The 15,857-nt window shown below is 74.6% G+C and carries 13 protein-coding genes; 2 read left to right on the top strand and 11 right to left on the bottom strand.

Annotation, left to right across the window (positions count from 1 at the left end):
- Window positions 1-154: 154 nt before the first annotated feature.
- Both ACZ4VL_RS23560 and ACZ4VL_RS23555 read right to left on the bottom strand, forming a co-directional pair.
- Window positions 155-1,042: an alpha/beta fold hydrolase gene (locus ACZ4VL_RS23560; RefSeq protein ID WP_468203212.1), complete on the bottom strand. Its 888-nt coding sequence runs from the start codon at window positions 1,040-1,042 to the stop codon at window positions 155-157.
- Window positions 1,043-1,302: 260 nt separating this feature from the next.
- Window positions 1,303-1,995 (bottom strand): metal-dependent transcriptional regulator, encoded by a 693-nt coding sequence (locus tag ACZ4VL_RS23555; protein ID WP_361095716.1) that lies wholly within the window; start codon window positions 1,993-1,995, stop codon window positions 1,303-1,305.
- A gap of 211 nt (window positions 1,996-2,206) precedes the next feature.
- Here ACZ4VL_RS23555 and ACZ4VL_RS23550 point away from each other — a divergent pair, with 211 nt between their 5' ends.
- Complete coding sequence (locus ACZ4VL_RS23550) at window positions 2,207-2,962, top strand: SIS domain-containing protein (RefSeq protein ID WP_468203207.1); 756 nt, start codon at window positions 2,207-2,209, stop codon at window positions 2,960-2,962.
- Window positions 2,963-3,004: 42 nt separating this feature from the next.
- On the opposite strand, the gene ACZ4VL_RS23545 is transcribed toward ACZ4VL_RS23550, so the two are convergent.
- Both ACZ4VL_RS23545 and pdxH read right to left on the bottom strand, forming a co-directional pair.
- Complete coding sequence (locus ACZ4VL_RS23545; RefSeq protein WP_468203205.1) at window positions 3,005-4,324, bottom strand: PAS domain-containing protein; 1,320 nt, start codon at window positions 4,322-4,324, stop codon at window positions 3,005-3,007.
- A 364-nt stretch (window positions 4,325-4,688) separates the two neighbouring features.
- A complete protein-coding gene (pdxH, locus tag ACZ4VL_RS23540; RefSeq protein WP_468203203.1) occupies window positions 4,689-5,351 on the bottom strand; it encodes a pyridoxamine 5'-phosphate oxidase in 663 nt (220 codons plus the stop codon).
- 204 nt (window positions 5,352-5,555) lie between these two features.
- On the opposite strand from pdxH, the gene ACZ4VL_RS23535 reads away from it, so the two are divergent.
- The gene (locus ACZ4VL_RS23535) at window positions 5,556-6,662 is read left to right on the top strand and encodes a citrate synthase 2 (RefSeq protein ID WP_468203200.1); all 1,107 of its coding nucleotides are present in this window, start codon (window positions 5,556-5,558) and stop codon (window positions 6,660-6,662) included.
- Window positions 6,663-6,771: 109 nt separating this feature from the next.
- On the opposite strand, the gene ACZ4VL_RS23530 is transcribed toward ACZ4VL_RS23535, so the two are convergent.
- The 7 genes from ACZ4VL_RS23530 to ACZ4VL_RS23500 all read right to left on the bottom strand — a co-directional run bounded on the left by ACZ4VL_RS23530 (window position 6,772) and on the right by ACZ4VL_RS23500 (window position 15,747).
- Complete coding sequence (locus tag ACZ4VL_RS23530) at window positions 6,772-7,389, bottom strand: TetR/AcrR family transcriptional regulator (protein WP_468203198.1); 618 nt, start codon at window positions 7,387-7,389, stop codon at window positions 6,772-6,774.
- A complete protein-coding gene (locus ACZ4VL_RS23525) occupies window positions 7,368-8,114 on the bottom strand; it encodes an enoyl-CoA hydratase family protein (RefSeq protein ID WP_468203195.1) in 747 nt (248 codons plus the stop codon). Before ACZ4VL_RS23525 ends, ACZ4VL_RS23530 begins: the two co-directional genes overlap by 22 nt.
- Before the next feature lie 129 nt (window positions 8,115-8,243).
- A complete protein-coding gene (locus ACZ4VL_RS23520; RefSeq protein WP_468203192.1) occupies window positions 8,244-9,416 on the bottom strand; it encodes an acyl-CoA dehydrogenase family protein in 1,173 nt (390 codons plus the stop codon).
- The gene (locus tag ACZ4VL_RS23515; RefSeq protein ID WP_468203189.1) at window positions 9,413-11,497 is read right to left on the bottom strand and encodes an acetyl/propionyl/methylcrotonyl-CoA carboxylase subunit alpha; all 2,085 of its coding nucleotides are present in this window, start codon (window positions 11,495-11,497) and stop codon (window positions 9,413-9,415) included. The genes ACZ4VL_RS23520 and ACZ4VL_RS23515 overlap by 4 nt, the downstream gene beginning before the upstream one ends.
- Window positions 11,498-11,504: 7 nt before the next feature.
- Window positions 11,505-13,103 (bottom strand): acyl-CoA carboxylase subunit beta, encoded by a 1,599-nt coding sequence (locus ACZ4VL_RS23510; protein ID WP_468203186.1) that lies wholly within the window; start codon window positions 13,101-13,103, stop codon window positions 11,505-11,507.
- Window positions 13,100-14,791: an acyclic terpene utilization AtuA family protein gene (locus tag ACZ4VL_RS23505; protein WP_468203225.1), complete on the bottom strand. Its 1,692-nt coding sequence runs from the start codon at window positions 14,789-14,791 to the stop codon at window positions 13,100-13,102. The genes ACZ4VL_RS23510 and ACZ4VL_RS23505 overlap by 4 nt, the downstream gene beginning before the upstream one ends.
- Window positions 14,792-14,943: 152 nt before the next feature.
- On the bottom strand, window positions 14,944-15,747 hold the full coding sequence (locus tag ACZ4VL_RS23500) for a TIGR03084 family metal-binding protein (protein WP_468203183.1): 804 nt from the start codon (window positions 15,745-15,747) through the stop codon (window positions 14,944-14,946).
- Window positions 15,748-15,857 lie beyond the last annotated feature (110 nt).

The following is a 15,857-nucleotide window of genomic DNA, read 5'->3' as shown; positions in this document are numbered from 1 at the left end:
TGGGGGGGGGGGGGGGGGGGGGGGGGGGGGGGGGGGGGGGGGGGGGGGGGGGGGGGGGGGGGGGGGGGGGGGGGGGGGGGGGACCCCCCCCCCCCCCCCCCCTCCCCTTTTTCCCGTCGCAGGAGACCGGGGCCAGGTACGGGGACGGGGCGGGTCAGTGGGACACCTGCGGGCGGAGGCTGTCGAGGAAGGGTTCCAGGACGGCCCGCCAGGCGGTCGGCTGGTCGAAGTGGAGGTAGTGGCCGGCGTCGGCGATCTCGGCGTACCGGCCCTCGGGCAGGACGCGGACCATCTCCTGGGCCTCGGCGCGGCCTAGTTCGCCGTCGAGGCCCCGGACGACCAGGGTGGGGCAGCAGACCTGGGCGAGCTCCTCCCAGTGGGCGTCGTGGACCCAGGTCTCGCGGGCCGTCAGCATGTCGCTGCGGGAGAACAGGGGGCGCCAGCCGTCGGGGGCGCGGTGCATCACCTCGGCGAAGAAGGCGCCGCGGCCGGGGTCGGGTTCCTCCACGCGGGGATCGTCCTCGCCGAACCAGCGGCGGGCGGCGTCCTGGGTGGGGAACGGCAGGGGCCAGCGGTGGAACCACTCCGCCCATTCGCGCTGGGAGGCCTCGCCGAGGGCGGAGGCGCGCATGTCGCAGATGACCAGGGCCTCGACGAGGTCCGGGCGGCGGGCCGCCAGCTGCCAGCCGGTGAGGGCGCCCATGGAGTGGCCGACGAGGGTGACGGGGGCGAGGCCGAGCTGTTCGACGGCCGCCTCGGCGTCGGCGACGAAGGCCTCACGGCCCAGCGGGGCCTGGACGTCCGGGCCGGCGGCGGGGCGGTCGCTCTCGCCGTGGCCGCGCTGATCCAGGGCCACGACGCGGCGGCCGGGGGCGAGCCAGCGGGCGGTGCCGGCCCAGTGGAAGGCGCGGCCCATCAGTCCGTGCAGTAACAGCACCCGGGGCGCCGGCAGATCGGGCGGCGGGGCGGCGTCCGGTTCCCCGAACTCCCAGGCGGCCAGGCGAACGCCGTCGGCCGCTGTCACATCGATGCGCCGTACCACCGAGGAGGCACCCCCTTCGCTTCGCCGCCACACTATCGAACCCGCATTCGAAAATCGGCTTCCCGCGGTCAACACCGCTCTTTCGAGTGACCTTGCTCAAGGATTGACGGCCCCTGCCGACGGAGATCCTTTGAGCAGGGAGGCGGGCCGCTCGGGGAAGACGGTCCGAAGGGGATGACCTTGAGAGCTCGGGGCTCCAGGTCAGCACAGGGGAGGACGGTCCCGGCGCCGCAAGGCGCCGGGACCACTCGTTTTCCCGGTCAGGCCTTCGCGACGAACACGTGCGAGGCGATCTCCGCCTCCAGCTCGGCCGCCTCGCCACCGCTGCCGACCAGCACACCGCCGGGCGACTCGGTCACGCTCACCACCGAACCGGGCTGCACGCCCGCACGGCGCAGCGTGTACATCAGCTGGGCGTCCGTCTGGATGGGCTCGCCGATCCGGCGCACGACCACCGTCTTGCCCTCGGTGCCCGGCTCCAGCTCCGACAGGCTGACCATGCCGTCCTCGATGAACGGGTCGGCCTCGGCCTTCTCGCCCAGCTCCTCCAGGCCCGGGATCGGGTTGCCGTACGGCGACTCGGTCGGGTGGCGCAGCAGCTCCAGCACCCGCCGCTCCACCGCCTCGCTCATCACGTGCTCCCAGCGGCAGGCCTCCGCGTGCACCTGCTCCCATTCCAGGCCGATGACATCGACCAGCAGGCACTCCGCGAGACGGTGCTTGCGCATCACACGCGTGGCCAGGCGGCGGCCCTCATCCGTCAACTCGAGGTGCCTGTCGCTCGCCACGGCCACCAGGCCGTCGCGCTCCATCCGCGCCACCGTCTGGCTCACCGTCGGCCCGCTCTGGTCGAGCCGTTCGGCGATCCGGGCGCGCATGGGGACCACGCCTTCCTCTTCCAGCTCGAGGATGGTGCGGAGATACATCTCCGTGGTGTCGATCAGTCCGGACATTCGTGCCCCTCGGATATCGTGCGCTGGCCCTGCCCCCAATTCTGACGCATCGCACCGACAACCGTCCCGCGCCTTCGCCAAGCCCCCCGGCCGCAGGGGGCCTCCGGGCCCGGATTGACGCCCGTATTGACACGCCCTTGGTCCAGACCGCACGGTGAGCGGCGGACCCGGACGCCCCCCGTCCCACCGCCTCCCTGGAAGGGCCTCGGCAATGAGCGAGAGCAAGCTGGCCGGTCAGTTCTTCGATGCCGCGATCGGCCTGCTCCAGCGGGTGCGGGACGAGGAGGGCGGGCGCATCGCCGAGGCCGGGACCGCCGTCGCCGACGCCGTCGCCGCCGGGAACCGGCTCTTCGCCTTCGGCGCCGGCCACTCCTCGCTCCCCGCCCAGGACGTGGTCTACCGGGCCGGCGGGCTCGCCCTGATGAACTTCCTCGCCGTCCCCGGCACCGCCGGCGTCGACGTCATGCCCGCCACCCTCGGCAGCGCCCTGGAACGGGTCGACGGGCTGGCCGGGGCCGTCCTGGACAGCAGCCCCGCCACCGCCGGCGACGTCCTGGTGGTCATCTCCCTGTCCGGGCGCAACGCCCTGCCGGTGGAGATGGCCCTGAACGCCCGCGCCCTCGGCCTCACCGTGATCGGGGTGACCTCCGTGGCGTACGCGCGGGAGACCCGGTCGCGGCACGCCTCCGGCACCTTCCTCAAGGACCACTGCGACATCGTCCTCGACAGCAAGATCGCGGTCGGGGACGCGGAGCTGAGCATCGACGGGATCGCCGCCCCCTTCGCGCCCGCCTCGACAGTGGTGACCGCCGCCCTCATGCAGGCGGTGATGGCGGCGGCCGCGGGCGAGCTCGCCGCGCGCGGCATCGAGCCGCCGCTGCTGCGCTCCGGCAACGTCGACGGCGGCCACGAGTGGAACGGCCGCGTCATGCAGGAGTACGGCGACCGGATCTTCTTCCGCCACTGATGCCCCGCGGCTTCCGCCACTGATGCCCCGCGGCCCGTCCCGCTACGGCTTGTCGGGCGCGGAGCGGGCCAGGTCCAGGTCGGCGGCGACCCGGGCGGCGACCTCCTCCGCGTACTCCGCGTCCGCCCGCTCGAAGACGGCCCGCGAGGACGCCCGTACGAACGTCAGCACGCCCAGGGTCCGCCCCCGGCTCCGCAGCACCGTGCACAGCACGTGCGCCGCGTTCTCGGGCCACTGCCGGTCCCGCGCCCACACCTCGGCCGCCTCCCCGCGCGGGGCGGTGGCCCGCACCGAGCCGATCCGGTCCAGGGCCTGGAACGCCGGGTGGCCCGGCTCGTACCGCACCGGGATCCCGCCCTGCCCCGACAGGGGCGGGGGCGACACGGCGTGCCGGACCAGCCGCGAGGGGCGGTCCGGGTCGGCCGACGGCTCCAGCACGTCGAGCAGGGCGTGGTCGGCGAAGCCGGCGAGGGCGAAGTCCAGCCGTACGGCGGCCGCCTCGTCCGGGTCCTCGCACTCGGCTGCGGACCGCCCGGCCCGGTACAGCTGGCCGGCACGGAACCGCAGCTGCGCCGTGTCCAGCGCCGTCCGGCGGGCCTCGGTGACGTCCTGGAACAGCCAGCCCACCCCGAGCGGGACCGGCTCCTCGGCAAGCGGGGAGCCCAGCCTCAGGAACCCGCACCGCCAGCAGCGCCGCCGCACCCCCTCCGGGGCGCGCACGGACACCCACAGCTCCAGCGGCGCCTGCGGGGAGCCCTCGGCCAGCACGTGCTGGAGGGCGCCCTCCAGCTCCTCGGCGCCCTGGGCCAGCAGGTCGCCCAGCGGCCGTCCGAGCAGGTCCGTGCGCCCGGCTCCGAAGGCGCGGGCGGCGTGCGCGTTGACCACGGCCGGGCGCAGGTCCACGTCGACGAGGACCACGCCCCAGGAGGCGTCGTCCATCAGCGCCTCGCTCAGCGCGATGGACCGCTCCAGGTCGATCTGGGCGTGGACCTCGGTGAAGGCGCAGTACACGCCGGCGGGCCTGCCGTCCGTGCCCGGCACCCCGGCGGACTGGGTGCGCACCAGGACGCGGCCGCCGTCCTTGGTGAGCAGGGCGAACTCGTGCACCTGCCGGCCGGGGACCTCCTGGACGCCCATGAGCCGGTCCTCGACGTCCTGAGCGTCGGCGGCACGGGCCGCCCACCCGGCGAACCCCTTGCGGCCCACGGCCTCGGCGGCCGTCCAGCCCAGGATCCGCTCGGCCTCGCGGTTCCAGTGGGTGATCACCCCGTCGGAGTCGAAGGCGCACAGGGCCGCGTCCATCCCGTCCAGCAGCGCTGCGAGCAGATCGTCGGTGGGTTGTTCACGTCCGGAAGCATTCACCTGGCACCCCCTGCAGGTGTTCGCGTGTGCGCACGTCAGATCATTGAACTGGAACGTGACGCAGCCCACACCGCATTCCCCGAATCGTCCCGAAATAAATAACTTGAGACCGCCGCCGAAGGCTCCTAATGTCTGCGGTACACGAGAAGGGAGGTGGTTCCGGAAATGTACAAGTACCGGACGCGTGAGGTGACTGCGGGCTAAGGGCCCGTCGTCGCAACGCACCCAGTGCGGTGCCCGGCGGAACGCCCGGCGCCAATCCCAAGCAGTCACCCGACCCGCGGGCTCGCCGGCACGTCCGGCCGGCTTCTCTTACCTGCAGGAGAGAACCCGAGCCCGCGGGTCGTCTGCTGTCCGGGCGCGGCTACGGGCACAGGCGCTCGATGCGCCACTTCTCCCCGTCGCGGACGTAGTGCAGCCGGTCGTGGAGCCGGTTCTCGTGGCCCTGCCAGAACTCCACCTCCTGCGGCACGACGCGGATACCGCCCCACTCCGGCGGCACCGGGACCTGCTCGCCCTCCGGGTGCCGGGCCGCGAGCTCCGCGTACCGCCGGTCGAGCTCGGCCCGCGAGGCGATCACCCGGGACTGCTCGCTGGCCCAGGCGCCCAGCTGGGAGCCGTGCGGCCGGGAGCGGAAGTAGGCGGCGGTCTCGTCGCGCGCGGTCCGCTCGGCCGTACCGGTGACGATGACCTGGCGGGCGATGGGGTGCCAGGGGAACAGCAGGGCGATCTGCGGGTTGGCGTCGAGCTCGCGACCCTTGCGCGAACCGTAATTGGTGTAGAAGACGAAGCCCCGCTCGTCGAAGGCCTTCAACAGCACCGTGCGGGAACTCGGCCGGCCGTCGGGCGTCGCGGTGGAGACGACCATCGCGTTGGGCTCGAAGAGGTGGGAGTCGGCGGCCTGCCCGAACCACACGGCGAACTGCCGCATGGGGTCCCCGTCGAGATCGTCCTCGCGGACGATCTCCGAGCGGTACTGCTTGCGCATGGTGGAGGGATCAAGATCCATGTCGGTCACGCGTGCCATCCTGCCGCAGGAGTGCTCCTGCGAGTGTGCCGTATGTCACGCTTCCGCCTGGCATCCCCAGCCGCCAAAATCTTGGGGCCGGTCAGGAGGCACCCGTGCGGGTGGCCCCCGGCCGTACCGGGCATCAACGGGGATGACCGCGCCGGACCGCAGCGAGTCACGCCGGGAACCGCGCGTGTTCGCACTATCTGAGGGAGCCGCCTGATGTCCGACTTCGTACCCGGGCTCGAAGGAGTCGTCGCGTTCGAGACGGAGATCGCCGAACCCGACAAGGAAGGCGGAGCGCTCCGCTACCGCGGAGTCGACATCGAGGACCTGGTCGGCCACGTCTCCTTCGGGAACGTCTGGGGCCTGCTGGTCGACGGGGCGTTCAACCCCGGCCTGCCCGCCGCCGAGCCCTTCCCGATCCCCGTCCACTCCGGGGACATCCGGGTCGACGTCCAGTCCGCGCTCGCCATGCTCGCCCCGGTGTGGGGCCTGAAACCGCTCCTGGACATCGACGAGCGGACCGCCCGCGACGACCTGGCGCGCGCGGCCGTGATGGCGCTGTCGTACGTCGCCCAGTCCGCGCGCGGGCAGGGCCTGCCGATGGTCCCGCAGCGGGAGATCGACAAGGCCGAGTCCGTCGTCGAGCGGTTCATGATCCGCTGGCGGGGAGAGCCGGACCCCAAGCACGTCAAGGCCGTCGACGCGTACTGGACCTCCGCCGCCGAGCACGGCATGAACGCCTCCACGTTCACCGCCCGCGTGATCGCCTCCACCGGCGCCGACGTCGCGGCCGCCCTGTCGGGCGCGGTGGGCGCCATGTCCGGGCCGCTGCACGGCGGGGCGCCGTCCCGCGTCCTCGGCATGATCGAGGAGATCGAGCGCACCGGCGACGCGGTGGCGTACGTGAAGAAGGCCCTCGACCAGGGCGAGCGGCTGATGGGCTTCGGACACCGGGTCTACCGGGCCGAGGACCCGCGCGCCCGCGTGCTGCGCCGCACCGCCAAGGAGCTGGACGCGCCGCGCTACGAGGTGGCCGCCGCGCTGGAGAAGGCCGCGCTGGAGGAGCTGCACGCCCGCCGCCCCGACCGGGTGCTCGCCACGAACGTGGAGTTCTGGGCCGCGATCATGCTGGACTTCGCCGAGGTCCCGGCGCACATGTTCACCTCCATGTTCACCTGCGCCCGCACCGCCGGCTGGTCGGCGCACATCCTGGAGCAGAAGCGCACGGGCCGCCTGGTGCGCCCGTCGGCCCGCTACATCGGGCCGGGCAAGCGCAATCCGCAGGAGATCGAGGGCTACGCGGACATCGCCACGACGGCCTGACCGCTGACGGCCGGCGCTCACCGGGGCCGACCGCCGAGGGCGCCGCATCCGGACGACGGATGCGGCGCCCTCGGCGCACGTACGGCCCCGTGGCCTGCCGCGGCGCGGGTCAGCCCAGGGTGGCGTCGAGGATGCGGGTCCACTGCGCGACCACACGGCCCCGCCGGGCCGTGTCGTCGGTCAGGACGTTGGCCAGGCCCAGGCCGCGGGCCATGTCGAGGAAACCCTGCACGGTCTCCCGCACACCGGGCACCGACTCGTCCGCACCCAGCAGCTGCACGGCCATCCGGTGGGTCTCGCGGCCCAGACGGGCCTCCAGCTCGGCCACGCGGGGCCGCAGCTGCTCCTCGTGGGAGGCGGCGACCCAGAGCTGGAGGGCGGCCCGGAACATCGGCCCGGTGTACAGGTCGACCAGGGCCTCGACGACGGCGGCGCGGCCGCTGCCGGATGCCCCGCCCGGGCCGGCGCTCTCGTGCAGGAGTGCGGGCAGGGCGGCGGAACGCTCCTCGGCCATGAACTCCACGGCCGCGGTGAACAGGTCCTCGCGGGTGCGGAAGTGGTGCTGGGCGGCGCCCCGGGAGACTCCGGCGCGTTCGGCGACGACGGCGACGGTGGAGCCGGCCCAGCCGTGCTCGGCGAGGCAGGTGATGGCGGCGTCCAGCAGGTGGCGGCGGGTGACGCGGCTGCGGGCCTGCTTGGGCAGGATCACTGCGCCCCCAGGGCCCACGCGGGGGGCCGGCGCTCGAAGCGGGCGCTGATGCCCTCGCGGGCCTCGGCGGAGCCGAAGTGGTGGGCCGAGAGCCGGGTCAGGGCCTCGCCGTCCTGCTCCAGGGCGGCCCGTACGGAGGCGGTGACCAGCCGCTTGGTGGCGGTGAGGGCCTCCGGGCCGGCCTTGCGCAGCCCGGCCAGGACGGGGGCCAGGGCCTGGTCCACGTCCTCGCCGTGCAGGGTGAGCAGGCCGATCCGGGTGGCCTCGGCGGCGTCGAAGGCCTCCGCGGTCAGCAGGTAGCGGGACGCGGCGCGCGGGTCCAGGCGGGGCAGCAGCGGCGCGGAGATCACGGCGGGGACCACGCCGAGGTGGGTCTCGGTGAAGGCGTACGAGGACTGCGGCCCCGCCGCGGCGACGTCACAGACACCGAGCAGGCCCAGGCCGCCCGCCCGGACGTGGCCGGTGACCCGGGCCACGACGGGGCGGGCCAGTCCCGCGATCTCCTGCAGCAGGGCGAGGAAGTCGGCCGGGTCGCAGGGGGACTTCAGGTCGGCCCCGGCGCAGAAGGTGCCGCCGGTGTGGGTGAGCACGACGGCCCGGACGGCGGGGTCGGCGCCCGCTGCGGCGAGGGCCGTGCGGAGCTCGCCGACGAGGGCCGCGGAGAGCGCGTTGCGGTTGGCCGGGGAGTCGAGCGTGAGGGTGGTGATGCCGTGCGCGTGCGCGGCCTTGACGAGGGGCTCCATGCCGCTCCTTCTCAGCGGGTCGGATCGGGTCGGGCCGGGCCGGGTCCCGGGTCCTGTTCCGGTTCCGGCTGGCCGGTGCGGCGGCCGCTCCCGGGCGGTCACCGTACCGGCCCGGCCGGCTGGTGCGGGCTAGTACGACCTGGGCAGGCCCAGGGTCTGGTGCGAGACGAAGTTGAGGATCATCTCGCGGCTGACGGGGGCGATGCGGGACACCCGGGAGGCGGTGATGAGGGAGGCCAGTCCGTACTCGCGGGTGAGGCCGTTGCCGCCCAGCGTGTGGACCGCCTGGTCCACCGCCTTCACGCAGGCCTCGCCGGCAGCGTACTTGGCCATGTTGGCGGCTTCACCTGCGGCCAGGTCGTCGCCCAGGTCGTAGAGGCGGGCGGCCTTCTGCATCATCAGGCGGGCCAGTTCCAGGTCGATGTGGGCCGCGGCGAGGGGGTGGGCGATGGCCTGGTGGGCGCCGATCGGCTCCTTCCAGACCTGCCGGGTCCGGGCGTAGTCGACGGCGCGGGCGAGTGCGTAACGGCCCATGCCGATGGCGAAGGCGGCGGTCATGATGCGCTCGGGGTTGAGGCCGGCGAAGAGCTGGAGCAGGCCCGCGTCCTCGTCGCCGACCAGCGCGTCGGCGGGCAGCCGCACCTCGTCCAGGACGAGTTCGAACTGCTTCTCGGCCGCCTGGAGTTCCATGTCGAGGGGCGACCGGCCGAAGCCGGGGGCGTCGCGGGGGACGATGAACAGGCAGGGCTTGAGCTTGCCGGTGCGGGCGTCCTCGGTGCGGCCGACGATCAGGGTCGCGTCGGCGATGTCGACGCCCGAGATGAAGACCTTGCGTCCCGTCAGGACCCAGGTGTCGCCGTCGCGGCGGGCGGTGGTGGTGATCCGGTGGGAGTTGGATCCGGCGTCGGGTTCGGTGATGCCGAAGGCCATGGTGCGGCTGCCGTCGGCGAGGCCGGGGAGCCAGGCGCGCTTCTGGGCGTCGGTGCCGAAGCGGGCGATGACAGTGCCGCAGATGGCGGGCGAGACGACCATCATCAGCAGCGGGCAGCCGGCGGCGCCGAGTTCCTCCAGGACGATGGAGAGTTCGGCGATGCCGCCGCCTCCGCCGCCGTACTCCTCGGGGAGGTTGACGCCGAGGTAGCCGAGTTTGGCGGCGTCGGCCCACAGTTCGTCGGGGTGGCCGCCCGCACGGGTGACGCGGGCGTAGTAGTCGCGGCCGTAGCGCTGCCCGAGGGCGGCGACGGCGGCGCGCAGAGCCTGGTGCTCCTCGGTTTCGAGGGGGGCTGCGGTGGCGGGGCTCATGGCTGCGGTTCCTCCTGTACTACGGCGAGCAGGGCGCCGAACTCGACCTGGTGGCCGAGGCCGGCGTGGAGCGCGGTGAGCGTGCCGGAGGCGGGCGAGACGATGCGGTGCTCCATCTTCATGGCCTCCAGCCAGAGCAGGGGCTGCCCGGCGGTGACGGTGTCCCCGGGGGCGAGGCCCTCGGCGATGCGGACGACGGTGCCGGGCATGGGGGCGAGCAGGGAGCCGGGCAGGGTCCGGTCCTGGGGATCGGTGAACCGCGGGACCGGGACGAGGGTGTGGGCGTTCCGAACGGGGTGGGCGGGGGTGGGCGCGGTGTCGACGTAGACCTCCTCCGCTTCCGCCGCACCCGAGTTGTTCGATTTTTGTTTCACGTGGAACACGCGCCGGACGCCGTCGACTTCGAGGACGACGCGGTGCGGCTCGACGGCCAGGACGCGGACGCCGGGCTGGTCCACGAGCTGCGGGGGGCCGCTGCGGGAGGGCAGGTAGCGGACCTCGTACGGGGTGTCGGTGCCGTCGGGGCCGCCGCTCACGTGGTAGCTGCGGGACTGCGGGGCGGAGCGGACGTTGCGCCAGCCGCCGAGACGGGCGGCGAGCGGGGCGTCCGCGGTGGGTGCGGCGGCGGCCAGCGCGGCGGCGGCCGCGGCCAGCGAGGCCGCCCGGCCGGCGTCCGGGGCGGGCTGGGTGAGCGCGCCGAGGTGGCGCTCGTAGAACCCGGTGTCGAGGCGGGCCGCGGCGAACTCCGGGTGGGTGAGCGAGCGTACGAGGAGTTCGCGGTTGGTGGCGACCCCGTGGATACGGGCCGCGGACAGCGCCCGGACCAGGGCGCGGACGGCCTCGGCGCGGGTCGGGGCGTACGCGATGACCTTGGCGAGCATGGCGTCGTAGTGGACGCCGACGGGGTCGCCGTCGGCGTACCCGGTGTCGACGCGGACCGCGGCGGGCGCGGGCGGGAGGACCGGGGGCACCGGAACGTGGAAGGTGGCCAGGGTGCCGGTCTGCGGGCGCCAGTCCTGCGCCGGGTCCTCGGCGTACAGGCGGGCCTCGACGGCGTGCCCGGCCGGCTCGGGGGGCGCGGGGGGCAGGGCCGCGCCCTCGGCGACCCGGAACTGGAGGGCGACGAGGTCGAGGCCGAAGACGGCTTCGGTGACGGGGTGTTCCACCTGCAGGCGGGTGTTCATCTCCAGGAAGTACGGCCGGCCGTCGGCGGTGACGAGGAACTCGACGGTGCCCGCACCCCGGTAGGCGACGGCCCGGGCGGCGGCGACCGCGGCCTCGTGGAGGGCGGTGCGCAGGGCGTCGGGCAGGCCGGGCGCCGGGGCCTCCTCGACGACCTTCTGGTGGCGGCGCTGGAGGGAGCAGTCGCGGGTGCCGAGCGCCCACACGGTGCCGTGCCCGTCGGCGAGGACCTGCACCTCGACGTGGCGGCCGCGTTCGACGTAGGGCTCGGCGAACACCTCGCCGTCGCCGAACGCGGACCGGGCCTCGGCGGCCGCGGCGTCGAGTTCGGACTTCAGCTCGTGCAGGTCGCGGACCACGCGCATGCCGCGCCCGCCGCCCCCCGCGGCGGCCTTCAGCAGCAACGGCAGGTCGTCGGGGGTGGCACCGGCCGGGTCGACGGGTTCGAGGAGCGGTACCCCGGCGGCCCGCATCAACTCCTTGGCGCGGGTCTTGGAGGCCATGGCCTCGATGGCCGCGGGCGGCGGCCCGATCCACGCCAGGCCGGCGGCGAGGACGTCCCGGGCGAAGTCGGCGTTCTCGGAGAGGAAGCCATAGCCGGGGTGGACCGCGTCCGCCCCGGCGGCCAGGGCGGCCTCGATGACGAGGTCGCCGCGCAGGTACGTGTCCGCGGGGGCCGCACCGGGCAGGCGTACGGCCGCGTCGGCCTCGCGGACGTGCAGCGCGTCGGCGTCGGGGTCGGAGTGGACGGCGACGGTGGCCAGGCCCAGGGCACGGGCCGTACGGAAGACGCGGACGGCGATCTCCCCGCGGTTGGCCACCAGGACCGAAGTGATCGAGGGGGGCGGGGAGCCGGCCGGGGTGGGGGCGGTGGACGGTGTGGAAGCGGTCGTGGTCATGGCGGGCTCACATCCGGAAGACGCCGAAGCCGCCGCGGGCGCCCTCGACGGGGGCGTTGTGGACGGCCGAGAGGCACAGGCCGAGGACGGTGCGGGTGTCGCGGGGGTCGATGACCCCGTCGTCGTACAGCCGCCCGGACAGGAACATCGGCAGGGATTCGGACTCGATCTGCGCCTCGACGAAGGCGCGCATCCCGGCGTCCGCCTCCTCGTCGTACGGCCGGCCCTTCGCGGCGGCGGACTGGCGGGCCACGATCGACAGCACGCCGGCCAGCTGCTGGGGGCCCATGACCGCGGACTTGGCGCTGGGCCAGGCGAACAGGAACCGGGGCTCGTAGGCGCGGCCGCACATGCCGTAGTGGCCGGCCCCGTAGCTGGCGCCGATGAGCACGGACAGGTGCGGTACGCGGGAGTTGGAGACCGCGTTGATCATCATCGAGCCGTGTTTGACGATGCCGCCCTGCTCGTACTCCTTGCCGACCATGTAGCCGGTGGTGTTGTGGAGGAACAGCAGCGGGATGTCACGCTGGTTGGCGAGCTGGATGAACTGGGCGGCCTTCTGCGACTCCTCGCTGAACAGCACGCCCTGGGCGTTGGCGAGGATGCCGACCGGATGGCCGTGCAGGGCGGCCCAGCCGGTGACCAGGCTGGGTCCGTAGAGGGGCTTGAACTCGTCGAAGTCGGAGCCGTCGACGATCCGGGCGATGACCTCGCGCGGGTCGAAGGGGGTCTTGAGGTCCTCGGGGACGATGCCGAGGAGCTCCTCCGGGTCGTACAGGGGCTCCGGCGCGCGGGGCGGGGCGGGAAGGGCGCGGCGGTGGCCGAGTCGGGCCACGATCCGGCGGGCCTGGCGGACCGCGTCGTACTCGTCGACGGCGTGGTGGTCGGCGAGGCCGGAGGTGCGGGCGTGCATGTCGGCGCCGCCGAGGGACTCGTCGTCGCTCTCCTCGCCGGTGGCCATCTTGACCAGCGGCGGGCCGCCGAGGAACACCTTCGACCGGTCCTTGATCATGACGGTGTGGTCGGACATCCCGGGGATGTACGCGCCTCCGGCGGTGGAGTTGCCGAAGACGACGGCGACGGTCGGGATACCGGCGGCCGAGAGCCGGGTCAGGTCGCGGAAGACCGCACCGCCCGGGATGAAGATCTCCTTCTGCGAGGGCAGGTCGGCGCCGCCGGACTCGACGAGGCTGACGAGGGGCAGGCGGTTCTGCCGGGCGATCTCGTTGGCCCGCAGGGCCTTCTTCAGCGTCCAGGGGTTGGATGCGCCGCCGCGGACCGTCGGGTCGTTGGCGGTGATCACGCATTCGACGCCCTCGACGGTGCCGATGCCGGTGACGATCGACGCGCCGACGGGGTAGTCGCTGCCCCATGCGGCGAGCGGGGACAGCTCCAGGAACGGGGTGTCCGGGTCGAGGAGCAGCTCGACCCGTTCCCGGGCGAGGAGTTTGCCGCGGGCACGGTGGCGGGCCGTGTACTTCTCGCCGCCGCCGAGGAGGGCCTTGGCGTGCTCCGCGTCGACGGCGGCGAGGCGTTCGAGGGCGGCCGTGCGGGCGGCCCCGTATGCGGGGGAGCGGGGGTCGAGGGCGGTGCCGAGACGGGTCATGGGCCGGTCTCCTCCGGGGTGGGCAGGAGGTGGGCGGGGATGTCGAGGTGCCGGGCGCGCAGCCATTCGCCGAGGGCCTTGGCCTGCGGGTCGAAGCGGTGGGCGGAGGCGACGCCGGCGCCGAGGATGCCGGTGACGGTGAAGTTGAGGGCGCGGAGGTTCGGCAGCACGTGCCGGGCGAGGGGCAGACCGCGGGTCTCGGGGAGCAGTTCCCGGAACCGCTCCACGGTGAGGGTGGTGTGCAGCCAGTCCCAGGCGGCGTCGGACTCCGCCCAGACGCCGACGTTGGCGTCGCCGCCCTTGTCGCCGCTGCGGGCTCCGGCGACCAGGCCGAGCGGGGCCCGGCGGGTGGGCCCGGCCGGGCTGCCGACCGCCCCGCCGCTCCCGGGATCCGGGGGGCCCGCATCCGGGGGGCCGGGGTCCGGGGCTCCTGCCCCGGCTGCCGCGTCCGGGGCGGGGCCCGGCGGGCCGCCCGGCGGGACCGGGGTGCGGGAGCCGTCCGGGAGGACCGCGACCGCGGCCACCGCCTCCGCCGGTACGGAGGCCGACTCGAAAACCCCGTACGGCTGGGCGGGGCCCGGCGGGGCGGTCACGTGGAAACCGGGGTAGCTGGCGAGGGCGAGTTCCACGGCCCGTGCGGTCAGGGCGCGGCCGACCCGGTCGGCGGACGGGTCGCGCACCACCAGCCGCAGCAGGGCGCTGGCGGTCTCCTCGGTGTCGGCGTCCGCGTGGTCGGTGCGGGCCAGGGTCCACTCGGCGGCGGCCACACCGGCGAGGGCGTCGGCCATCTGCGCCCGCACCAGGGCGGCCTTGGCCTCGACGTCCAGGCCGGTCAGGACGAACACCACCTCGTTGCGCCAGCCGCCGATCCGGGTGACGCCCGCCTTGAGCGTGTCCGGGGGCGGCTCGCCCACGACCCCGGTGACGGCGACGCGGTCGGGCCCGGCAGCGGCCAGGCGGACGGTGTCCAGGCGGGCGGTCACGTCGGGGCCGAGGTAGCGCGCGCCCTGGGTCTCGTACAGCAGTTGGGCCGTGACCGTGCCGACAGTGACGGCGCCGCCCGTCCCCGGATGCTTGGTGATCACCGACGAGCCGTCCTCCGCCACCTCCGCCAGCGGGAAGCCGGGGCGGCGGACGTCGTGCGCGGTGAAGAAGGCGTAGTTGCCGCCGGTGGCCTGGGTCCCGCACTCCAGGACGTGACCCGCGACGACGGCCCCCGCCAGCCGGTCGAGGTCGTCGGGCGCCCAGTCGAACCACCAGGCGGCCGGCCCGCTGACCAGGGCCGCGTCCGTCACACGGCCGGTGACCACCACGTCCGCGCCCGCCCGCAGGCAGGCGGTGATGCCGGCGCCGCCCAGGTAGGCGTTGGCCGTGAGGGCCCCGTCGGCCCCGTCGCCGTACGGCATCAGGTCGTCGCCCTCGACGTGGGCGACCGAGACCGGGAGTCCCGCCTTCGCGGCCAGTTCGCGGATCTCGCCCGCGAGGCCCGCCGGGTTCAGGCCGCCGGCGTTCGCGACGATCCGCACGCCCTTCTCGTGGGCGAGGCCGAGGCAGTCCTCCAACTGGCGCAGGAACGTCCGCGCATACCCGGCGGCCGGGTCCTTCAGACGGTCCCGGCCGAGGATCAGCATGGTCAGCTCGGCCAGGTAGTCACCGGTCAGCACGTCCAGTGGGCCGCCGACCAGCATCTCCCGCACCGCGTCGAAGCGGTCCCCGTAGAACCCGGACGCGTTGCCGATGCGCAGCGGCCGGCGCGGCGGTGCCGGTACGCCCGCCCCGCCCGGTACGCCCGCCCCGCCCGGTACGCCCGGCTCGCTCACCCCGCCCGCTCCGTCGGCGCTCATCGGGCCGTCCCGGGGGCGCGGCCGGGGCCCGCCGGGCCCGCGAAGGCCTGTGCGATGTCCAGCCAGCGGTCGGCGTCCGGGCCGACGGCCGTCAGGGCCAGGTCGGCGCGGTGGGCGCGCTGGGTGACCAGCAGGCAGAAGTCGAGGGCCGGGCCGGTGACCCGCTGGGCCGCGTCCTGAGGCCCGTACGCCCACGGCTCCCCGCCGCCCGGGGGCTCCAGCTCGACCCTGAACCCGTCGGCGGGCGCGGGCAGTCCCCGCACCCCGAACGCGTAGTCGCGGGCCCGCACGCCGATCCGGGCCACGTGCCGCAGCCGTGCCGTCGGGGTGCGGCGCACGCCCAGCGCGTCGGCGACGTCCTGACCGTGGGCCCAGGTCTCCATCAGCCGGGCGCTCGCCATGGAGGCGGCCTTCATCGGCGGCCCGTACCAGGGGAACCTGGCCTCGGGTGCGGCGGCGGCGAGCGCGGCGTCGAGTGTGGCGCGGCCGGCCCGCCAGCGGGCCAGCAGTTCGGCGGGCGGCAGGGCCGCGCCCTCCTCGGCGCCCTCGTCGACGAAGGAGTCGGGGGCCCTGACGGCCTCCTCCACCATGCGGGCGAAGCCGGCGGCATCGGTGAGGGAGAGCAGTGCGGCCCGGTCGGTCCAGTGCAGGTGGGCGATCTGGTGGGCGATGGTCCAGCGGGGCGCGGGCGTGGGCTTCGCCCAGGCGGGGGCGGGCAGTTCGGACACCAGGGATTCGAGGTCCTGCCCCTCCTCCCGCAGGTCGAGGAAGACGGCGGACACGGCGGACGGATCGAGCACGGCGGGGCTCCCCTCTCGGCGTGGGGGGAAGACTGGCAGCCCCGCCCAAAACAATCAAGCATGCTTGCATCATTTGGCCGAGGAGCGCCGCCTTCCCGCCAGGCATGCCA

The sequence above is a fragment of the Streptomyces sp. NPDC029014 genome (assembly GCF_055564695.1).
Note: the sequence above shows the minus strand (reverse complement) of the source record. Positions and strands in the feature narration are given on the sequence as shown.